The sequence below is a fragment of the Streptomyces sp. ISL-12 genome (assembly GCF_018614415.1).
Taxonomy (GTDB): Bacteria; Actinomycetota; Actinomycetes; order Streptomycetales; family Streptomycetaceae; genus Streptomyces.
In genome coordinates this window covers 1-10,189 of the sequence record NZ_JAGGOO010000201.1, presented here as the reverse complement: position 1 = coordinate 10,189, position 10,189 = coordinate 1, and the positions used below count along the sequence as shown (strand labels likewise).

The 10,189-nt window shown below is 73.7% G+C and carries 3 protein-coding genes; all 3 read right to left on the bottom strand.

Going from position 1 to position 10,189, the window contains the following annotated elements:
• A partial coding sequence (locus tag J7I94_RS37485; RefSeq protein WP_251076322.1) for a beta-ketoacyl synthase N-terminal-like domain-containing protein occupies positions 1 to 1,014 on the bottom strand: 1,014 nt, incomplete at its 3' end.
• A 43-nt stretch (positions 1,015 to 1,057) separates the two neighbouring features.
• Positions 1,058 to 7,438, bottom strand: coding sequence for a type I polyketide synthase (locus J7I94_RS37480; protein ID WP_215174790.1), 6,381 nt, complete (start codon positions 7,436 to 7,438; stop codon positions 1,058 to 1,060).
• Between the two features lie 30 nt (positions 7,439 to 7,468).
• A partial coding sequence (locus J7I94_RS37475; RefSeq protein ID WP_215174789.1) for a type I polyketide synthase occupies positions 7,469 to 10,189 on the bottom strand: 2,721 nt, incomplete at its 5' end.

Below are 10,189 nucleotides of genomic sequence, written 5' to 3'. Positions count from 1 at the left end.
GACATCCACCTCGGCACCCGACACCCCCGCGTCCGCCCACGCCTGCCGGATCACCCGCTGCTGCGACGGACCGTTCGGCGCCGTCAGACCATTGCTCGCACCGTCCTGGTTCACCGCCGAACCACGCACCACCGCCAGCACCCGGTGCCCCTGACGCCGCGCCTCCGAAAGCCGCTCCAGCACCAGAACACCCACACCCTCCGCCCAGCCCGTGCCGTCGGCCGCCTCCGCGAACGCCTTGCACCGGCCGTCCGCGGCCAGCCCCCGCTGACGGCTGAACTCGACGAAGGCGATGGGGCTCGCCATCACGGTCACGCCGCCGGCCAGCGCCCGGTCGCACTCCCCCCGGCGCAGCGCCTGCACCGCGAGGTGCAGGGCCACCAGCGAGGAGGAACACGCCGTGTCCACCGTGACCGCCGGACCCTCAAGGCCCAGCGTGTACGCGATACGCCCGGACAGCACGGAGGGGGCGAGGCCGGTGATCAGATAGCCGCGCATGCTCTCGGCGACGTCGTGCTCACGCGAGCCGTAGTCCGTCGCCTGGCCGCCGACGTAGACGCCGGTGCGGTCGCCCCGCAATGACGACGGGTCGACACCCGCCGACTCCAGCGCCTCCCACGACGTCTCGAGCAGCAACCGCTGCTGCGGGTCCATCGCCAGCGCCTCACGCGGCGAGATCCCGAAGAACTCCGCGTCGAAATCCCCCGCCGTGTGCAGGAACCCGCCGACATCCACGTAACTCGTTCCGGCGGTCCGGCCGGTGGGGTCGCAGAGGGAATCGACGTTCCAGCCGCGGTCGGTGGGGAACTCGCCGACCGCGTCGCGCCCCTGCGTCACCAGGTCCCACAGGGCGCCGGGGGTGTCCACCCCGCCGGGGAACCGGCACGCCATACCGACGATCGCGACCGGCTCGTGCGCGGCCTCGGCCAGCTGCTGGTTCTCCAGGCGCAGCCGTTCGTTCTCCTTCAGCGAGGAGCGCAGTGCCGCGACGACCCGCTCTGTCGATTCTGTCATCGTTCCGTCCTTGTGGGATGAGTGGTGGCGGGACGCCGCGGCGTCAGAGGCGGAGTTCGCTGTCGAGGATGTCGAACAGCTCGTCGTCGGTGGCGGACTGGACATCGCTCTGTGCACCGGCTACGGCGACCGCCTGCCACTTGCGCAGCAGACCCCGCAGCCGCTCGACCGCGTCGGAGTTCAGCGCGTCGGCGAGCGCGTCGCCGTCCAACGCGTCGAGAGCGTCGAGCACCTCGCGGGCTTCGTGCGCGGCCGGCTGCTCCGCGGGTTGGTCCGCAAACATCCGGGAGAGCAGTTCCGCGCTCAGGGCCTCGGCCGTGGGGTGGTCGAAGACCATGGTCGCGGGGAGCCGAAGCCCGACGGCCGCGTCGAGCCGGTTGCGCAGTTCCACGCCGGTCAGCGAGTCGAACCCGAGGTCCTTGAAGCTCTGTTCGCCGGAGAGTGCCGCCGCCGAGGAGTGCCCGAGGACGGCGGCGGCCTCGCCCCGCACCAGATCGAGCAGCAGGCGTCCGCGTTCCCCGGCGGGTGCCCGGTCCAGGCGGGCGCGCAGCGAGGCACGGTCCGTCGTGCCGGCGGCTGTCGTTGCGCTGCGCCGGGCGGGCGTCCGGACGAGCCCGCGCAGCAGGGACGGCACCTGCTCGGGGTCGGCACGCGCCGGGTCGACGGGGATCGCCACGGCGACGGGCCGCGGGCTGCGCAGTGCCGCGTCGAAGAGGGCCAACCCGTCGTCGGAGGCAAGCGGAGGCAGACCGGCACGGCTCATCCGTCGCAGGTCGGTTTCCGCCAAGTGCCCGGTCATGCCGCTGCGTTCGGCCCACAGCCCCCACACCACCGACGTGGCGGGCAGCCCCTGTCGGGCGCGCTGCTGGGCCAGGGCGTCCAGATACGCGTTCGCGGCGGCGTAGTTGCCCTGCCCGGGGCCGCCGAGGGTTCCCGCGGCTGAGGAGAACAGGACGAACGCCGACAGGTCGGCCGTGCGGGTCAGTTCGTGCAGGTGCTGTGCCGCTTCGGCCTTCGGCCGCAGCACCCGGTCGATGTGGCCGGGTGTCATCGTGCCGAGCAACGCGTCGTCGAGTGTTCCCGCCGCGTGCACGACCGCGGTGAGCGGGGTTCGGGCGCGGGTCAGGCAGGCGGCCAGTTCCTCCCGGTCGGCGACGTCGCAGGCGACGATCGTCACGTCGGCCCCCAACCCCTCCAGTTCGACCCGCAGTTCGGTCGCGCCGACAGTGTCCGGGCCGCGTCGGCCGGTCAGCAGCAGATGCCGTACGCCGTGTTCGACGACCAGGTGCCTGGCCACGAGCGCGCCCAACGTGCCAAGGCCGCCGGTGATCAGCACGGTGCCCTCGGGGTTCAGCGGCGCCGGTACGGTCAGGACGACCTTGCCGATGTTGCAGCCGTGTCCGAGGAAGCGGAACGCCTCCGGTGCCTGGTGAATGTCCCAGCAGGTCAGCGGGGACGGCCGCAGCACCCCGTCGGTGAAGAGCCGGGCCACGTCGGCGAGGATCTCCCCGATGCGCTCGGGGCTCGGCTCGGCGATGTCGAAGGCCCGATAGTGCACGCCGGGGTGCTGGGCGGCCACCTCGTCGGCGTTTCGGACATCCGTCTTGCCCATCTCGATGAACCGTCCGCCGCGGGGCAGCAGCCGCAGCGAGGCGTCCACGAATTCCCGGGCCAGCGAGTTCAGCACGACGTCCACGCCCCGGCCGTCGGTGGCGCGCATGAGGTGGTGTTCGAAGTCGAGGTTCCGGGAGGAGGCGATCCGCTCCGGAGCAAGACCCAGGTCCCGCAGCGCCTGCCACTTGCCCTCGCTTGCGGTGCCGTAGACCTCCGCGCCCCAGTGCCTGGCGAGCTGTACGGCGGCCGTGCCGACACCGCCCGCGGCGGTGTGCACCAGCAGCGACTGGCCGGCGTCGAGGCCGGCCAAATCCTTCAGCCCGTAGTAGGCGGTGAGGTACACGACGGGAATCGCCGCTGCCTGGGCGAAGTCGAGCCCGGCCGGTATCGCGGTGAGCATCCGGTGGTCGGCCACGGTCACCGGTCCGCTGCCGGTGCCGGAGAACAGACCCATCACCCGGTCGCCCGGGGCGAACGCGGTGACGCCGGGCCCGGCCTCGAGAATCACGCCGGATCCCTCACCTCCCGCCAGGCCCTCGATGGCGGGCACCATGCCGAGCGTCATGAGGATGTGCCGGAAGTTGAGCCCGACCGCGCGGACGGCGATCCGTACCTGTCCAGGGGCGAGGGGGGCGCGCGCCTCGGGGTTCGGCACCAGCGCCAGGTTCTCGAAGGTCCGGCGGCCGGCGAAGTCCAGCCTCCACGCCCCTTCCTGGCCAGCCGGCACGTCCAGGTCCGTGGGGGCGGCGCCGCGCGCCAGGCGGGGCGCCAGGACGGTGCCCGCCCGCAGCGCGAGCTGCGGCTCGCCGGTCGCCAGGGCGGCGGGCACCAGGTCGAGGGAGTCCTCGTCACTGGTCAGCAGCGTGAAGCGGCCTGGGTGTTCGGACTGCGCGGAACGCACCATGCCCCAGGTCGGAGCGTGGGCGGGATCTTCCGGAGGGCCGACGAGCAGCACCAGTCGGGCATCGCCGAAGCGCTCGTCGGCGAGCCAGTCCCGCAGCAGGGCGAGCGTGCGGTACGCCGTCTCGCGGGGCTCGGGCGACGGCTCGGTGAGGTCCGCGACGACGGTGGTCGCGTCCTGCGGTACGGCGGCCAGGTCCGGGTAGTGGGGTGTGTCCGCCCACACCGGGCGCGGCCCGAGCACCGCCGGGGCCCGCGGTGCGGCGGGCACGCCGGCGACCGGGACGGGGGTCCACTCCACGCGCAGGAGTGCGTCGCCGCCGCGCCCGGTGTCCAGTTGCCGCGGGTCGACCGTGCGCAGCACGAGTTCCTCGACGGAGCCGACGGTGCCTTCGGCGTCGGCCAGTTCGACGGCGTAGCTGTCCGCTGTGCGCGGGGTGATCCGTACCCTCAGCGAGGTGGCCGCGGTGGCCCGCAGCCGTACGCCGTTCCAGGCGAACGGCAGCCGCAGCCCGGCGCCGTCCCGCACCCCGATGACGTGCAGGGCGGCGTCGAGGAGGGCGGGGTGCAGCAGGTACGACGCGGCGTCGGTGCGCTGCGCGGCGTCCAGGGCGACTTCGGCGAGGAGTTCCTCGCCGCGCCGCCACGCGCCGAGCAGTCCGCGGAACGCGGGCCCGTAGTGGTAGCCGCGCTCGGCCAGTGCGTCGTAGAAGCCCGTGACGTCGACGGGCTGGGCGCCCGGCGGCGGCCATGCCGCGGGCGGTGCGGGCTCGTCGTCGGGGGCGGGGGCGGACGGCGCGAGGACCGCGGAGGCGTGGTGGGTCCACGCCGGGGCGTCGACGGGGCGCGCGTACAGCTCCAGTCGGCGGGTCAGGTCCTCCTCGGGCCGCGTGACCCGGAGTTGCACCTGGAGGCCGCCGCCGTCGGGCAGGACCAGCGGTGCGCGCAGGGTGAGGTCGTCCACGGTGTCGCAGGAGACCTGCGCGCCGGCCGCCAGCGCCATCTCCACGACGGTGGTGCCGGGCACGACGTGCCGTCCGGCCACCTGGTGGTCGGACAGCCAGGTCTGCGTTCGTGCCGACAGCTGTCCGGTGAGCACGAGTTCACCGCCCCCGGCCGCAGGCACCGCGGCCGCCAGCAGCGGGTGGCCCAGCGGGGAGACACCGAGCGAGCCGGCGTCCGTGACGGCCGGGTCGGGGGCCTCCAGCCAGTGCCGCTCCCGCTGGAAGGCGTACGTCGGCAGCGCGATCCGGGACTCTCCCGCGTATCCCCATTCCACCGTCACGCCGTAGGCGTGCGCCTGGGCCAGGGAGGTGAGGAACCGGCGCGGCCCGCCGTCCTGGCGCCGCAGGGTCTCCAGGACGACGGCGTCCGCTCCGGCCTCGGCGGCGGTGTCCTGCAGGGCGATGGTCAGGCCGGGGTGCGGGCTGGCCTCGATGAACACGCGGTAGCCCTGTTCGAGCAGGGTCCGGGTGGCCGTCTCCAGGAGGACCGTGGCGCGCAGGTTGCGGTACCAGTAGCCGGCGTCGAGACCGGCGGTATCCAGCGGGCCGCCGGTGACGGTCGAGCAGAAGGTGACCGGTGCCCGGCACGGGGTCACGTCGGCCAGTTCGGCCAAGAGCTGCTCGCGGATCTCCTCGACGTGTGCCGAGTGCGAGGCGTAGTCCACCGGGATGGTACGGGTGCGCACCCCGTCGGCGCGGCAGTGGGTCTCCAGCTCGCTCAGCGCGGCCGGGTCCCCGGAGACCACGGACGCCTGGGGGCCGTTGACGGCCGCGAGCCACAGGTGTCCCTGCCAGCGTTCCAGCAGGGGGCCCAGGTCTGCGGCGGGCAGGGCCACCGACAGCATGCCGCCCTTGCCGGCGAGCGCGATCAGCGCCTTGGAGCGCAGCGCCACCACCTTCGCCGCGTCCTCCAGGGTCAGCGCTCCGGCGACGCATGCCGCGGCGATCTCGCCCTGGCTGTGCCCGATGACGGCGGCGGGCCGCACCCCGTGGCTCTGCCACAGCTCCGCCAGAGACACCATGACCGCGAACAGTGCGGGCTGGACCATGTCCACGCGGGTGAGCCAGTCGCTGTCCGCGCCGCGCACGACCTCCAGCAGGTCCCACTCGGTGTACGGCGCGAGCGCCCGGGCGCACTCGGTCATGCGTCGCGCGAACACCGGTGAGGCGTCGAGGAGTTCGGCCGCCATACCGTGCCACTGCGAACCCTGGCCGGGGAAGACGAACGCCACCTTTCCCTGCCAGGTGCGGCCCCGCACGACGCCGGCGGCCGTCGCGTCGTCGGCGAGCGCGGCCAGGCCCGCGAGGAACTCCTCGCGGCTGGTGCCGACGACGGCCGCCCGGTGTTCGAAGGACGAGCGGGTCGTGGCCAGTGCGTGGCCGATCTCGGCCGGGCTCGCCGTCTCCTCGCGCTCCACCAGCACGGCGAGGCGGCGGGCCTGCTCGCGCAGCGCGTCCGCGCTCCTGGCCGACAGCAGCCACGGCTCCGTGCCTGCCAGTCCCGGCGTGCGCGGAACGTCCTGCGGCTGGTCCGGCTCGGTCGGCGGTTCCTCCAGGATGACGTGTGCGTTGGTACCGCTGATGCCGAACGACGACACCGCCGCCCGCCGCGGCTGTTCCCCCCGCGGCCAGGGCCGCGGCTGCGTCAGCAGCTCCACTCGCCCGGCGCTCCAGTCGACCTCGGAGGTCGGCCGGTCCACGTGCAGGGTCCGCGGCAGGGTCTCGTGGCGCAGTGCCTGCACCATCTTGATAATGCCGCCGACGCCCGCGGCGGCCTGGGTGTGGCCGATGTTGGACTTCAGCGACCCCAGCCACAGCGGGCGGTCCCGGCCGGCGCCGTACGTCGCCAGGAGCGCTTCGACCTCGATCGGGTCGCCGAGCCGGGTGCCGGTGCCGTGCGCCTCGACGGCGTCGACGCCGTCGGGGCCGATCGCGGCGTCCTGCAGGGCCTGCCGGATGACGCGTTGCTGGGCCGCCCCGTTGGGTGCGGTGAGCCGGCTGCTGGCACCGTCCTGGTTGACCGCCGCGCCACGGATCACGGCCAGTACGCGGTGTCCGTTGCGCTGGGCGTCGGACAGTTTCTCCAGGAGGAGCAGACCGGCGCCCTCGGCCCAGCCGGTGCCGTCCGCGTCGGCGGAGAACGCCTTGCAGCGGCCGTCGGCGGCCAGGGCCCGCTGCCTGCTGAACTCCACGAAGGTGGTGGGGGTCGACATGACGGTCACGCCGCCGGCGAGCGCCATGTCGCATTCGCCGCGGCGCAGCGACTGGGCGGCGAGGTGGACCGCGACGAGCGACGACGAGCAGGCGGTGTCCAGGGTGACCGCGGGTCCTTCGAGGCCGAAGGTGTAGGCGATGCGTCCCGAGGCGATGCTGGGCGCGCTGCCGTTGCCGATGTAGCCCTCGACGTCCGCCGGCATGGTGTGCATCCGGGACCCGTAGTCGTTGTACATGACGCCGACGAACACGCCCGTGCGGGTGCCCTTGACCGACGTCGTGGGCAGGCCCGCCCGTTCGAACGCCTCCCAGGACAGCTCGAGCAGCAGGCGCTGCTGCGGGTCGGTGGTCAGTGCCTCCCGGGGTGAGATGCCGAAGGCCGCGGCGTCGAACTCGTCGGCGTCGTGCAGGAATCCGCCGTTGCGGGTGTAGGTGTGTCCCGGTTTGTCGGGGTCGGGGTCGTACAGGGCCTCGATGTCCCAGCCGCGGCCCGTGGGGAACTCGGAGACCGCGTCGGTGCCGGAGTCGAGCAGTTGCCAGAGTCCTTCGGGGTCACGCACACCGCCGGGGTAGCGGCAGGACATGGCGACCACCGCGACGGGTTCCGTCATCTGCCGCAACCGCTGCCGGGTGTGGTGGAGATCGGTGGTGACGCGGTTGAGGTAGCTGCGGAGCTTTTCTTCGTTGGCCATGAAGTCCGCCCTCCAGCGGCGGTGCGGAAGTCAGGAGATTCCGAGCTCGTTGTCGATGAAGTCGAAGATCTCGTCGTCGGTGGCGGTGTCGACCCGGTCCGCGACGCCCAGGGCGGCCAGCCGGTCGGCTACACCGCGCAGCCGCTCGGCGAGCGAGGCGCGCTCCTGGGGGTCCAGGCCGGAGGCGTCGGCTTCGAGGCGGTCGAGTTCCGCGAACCGGTCGGGGACGGCGGGGGCGAGTTCGGCCGTGAGGCGTTCGGCCAGGTCGGCCGGGGTCGGGTGATCGAAGAGCATGGCCGTCGGCAGTCGCAGCCCGGTGGCCTCGGCCAGCCGGTTACGCAGTTCGACCGCGGTCAGCGAGTCGAAGCCCATGTCCAGGAAGCCGCGTCCGGGGTCGACGGCGTGGCCGCCGGCCAGCCCCAGGGTGGCTGCCGCCCGGGTGCGCACCAGGTCCAGGAGCAGAGCGGTGCGCTCCTGCGGGGCGGCCGCCGCGAGGCGCTCCGCGAAGCCCTGCGCCGCGGCGGGGCCGGTGCTGGGCGCGGGCCCGCGGCGCACGGGGGCGAGTTCGCGCAGCAGCACCGGGATGTCCTGGGCCGGGACGCGTAGGTGTGCCGGTACCAGCGCGGCGCTCTCGCCTCGCCACGCCAGGTCGAACAGGTGCAGTGCCTCCGTGGTGGGCATCGGGGCGATTCCGTGGCGGGTGAGGCGGTCGCGGTCGGTGTGCCGCAGTGCGCCGGCCATGCCGGTCCCGGTGTCCCACAGGCCCCAGGCGAGGGACACCGCGGGCAGGCCGCCGGCCCGTCGCCGCACGGCGAGTGCGTCCAGGAAGGCATTGGCGGCGGCGTAGTTGGCCTGGCCGGGGGTGCCGAGGACGCCCGCGGCGGAGGAGAACAGAACGAACGTGGACAGGTCGCTGTCCCGGGTCAGTTCGTGCAGGTGGAGCGCCGCGTCCGCCTTGGCCCGCAGCACCATGTCCACCTGCTCCGGGGTCAGCGCCGCGAGGACGCCGTCGGAGGTGACTCCGGCCGCGTGGACGACGGCGGTGAGGTCGGGGATGCCGCGCAGCAACTCGGCCAGCGCCTCCCGGTCGGCCGCGTCGCAGGCCACAAGGTCCGCCTCCGCCCCCAGTGCGGTGAGTTCCTCGACCAGTCCCGGGGCGGTGCCTCGCCGGCTGATGAGCAGCAGCTTGCGTACGCCGTGGACGGTGACGAGGTGCCGGGCGAGCAGGGTGCCGAGCGCTCCGGTGGCACCGGTGATGAGTACTGTCCCGTCGGCCGGGGCGGGTGCGGTGCTCGCGGTGGCCTCGGCGGCCGGTCCGGCGGCCCGGGTCAGTCGCGGGACACGTACGGTGCCGGCCCGCAGCGCCGACTGCGGTTCGTGCAGGGCGAGTACGCCCGGCAGGACGCGGCCGGATGCCTCGGTCCCATCGGTGTCCGCGAGGACGAAACGCCCGGGGTGTTCGGTCTGTGCCGAGCGCAGCAGGCCCCAGACCGCGGCGTGCGCCGGGTCGGGCAGTTCCTCGCTGCCGTCGGCCGCCACCGCCGCCCGGGTCAGCACCAGCAGCCGGGAGCCGGCGAGTCGCTCGTCGGCCAGCCAGTTCTGGGCGATGCCGAGGACCGTGTTGACCATGGTGTGCACGGCTGCCGCGCCGGTCCCGGACGGGGTGAGCGGCAGCACCGCCACGTCGGGCGCCGAAGTGCCCGAGTCGAGAGCGGTCCGCAGCGCGTCCAGACCCGCGTACCGGGGCAGTCCGAGTTCTTCTGTGTCGCCCAGCGCGATCCAGCGGCCGGTGCCGGACGCCGGTACGGGGTCGGGCAGCTGGTTCCACCGGACCTCGTACAGCGATCGCGACCGCATCGCGCGCAGTGTGTCCGGCGACGGAGCGCGCAGGTGGAGGGAGTCGATGGTCAGTACGGGCTGTCCGGACGGGTCCGCGGCCCGTACCGAGATCCGGTCCGTGTCCTGCGGGGTCAGGCGCACCCGCGCGGCGATGCCGTCGCCGTGCCGGACGACCCCGCCGAACTCGAACGGAAGTCGCGGGTCCGGGCCCTCCTCGCGCATGGGCAGCTTGGCGCTGTGCAGGGCCGCGTCCAGCAGCGGCGGGTAGATCCCGTACGTCGCGGCGGCCGCTTCCTGCTCCGGGTCGAGGGCGAGTTCCGCGTACAGTTCCTCGCCGAGCAGCCAGGCACGGCGTACGCCCTGGAAGGCGGGGCCGTACTCGAATCCGTGGGCGGCGAACCAGTCGTAGACACCGTCCACCGGCAGCTCCGTGGCATCGGCCGGCGGCCACTGGGCGAGCGGCGCGGCGGCGGGGGCCGGGCTCGGGCTCAGGGTGCCGCGCGCGTGCCGGGTCCACGGTTCGTCGTCGCTGTTCCGGGCGTGGAGACGGATCTCCCGGTCGCCGCTCTCGGCGGGCGCTTCGACGGTGATCTGCACCGCCACCTCGCTGTCAGCGGGCAGCAACAGGGGTGTATCCAGGGTCAGTTCGTGCAGGGCGTGGCAGCCGACCTGTGCCCCGGCGTACAGCGCCAGGTCGAGCCAGGCGGCGCCGGGCAGCAGTGCCGTACTGGCGATGACATGCTCGCGCAGCCAGCCGTGCCGGTGCGGGGAGAGGGATCCGGTGAACACCACGGCTTCGGAGTCCGCCAAAGGTATGCCCATGGTGAGCAGGGGGTGGTCCGCGGCGAGGAGTCCGGCCGTGGAACGGACCGTGGATTCGGGCGCGTCGAGCCAGTAGCGCTGGTGTTGGAA

What these genes read in the sequence shown, in the direction of transcription:
- J7I94_RS37480 (WP_215174790.1), bottom strand. Translation starts at nt 7,438, where the DNA reads ATGGCCAACGAAGAAAAGCTCCGCAGCTACCTCAACCGCGTCACCACC.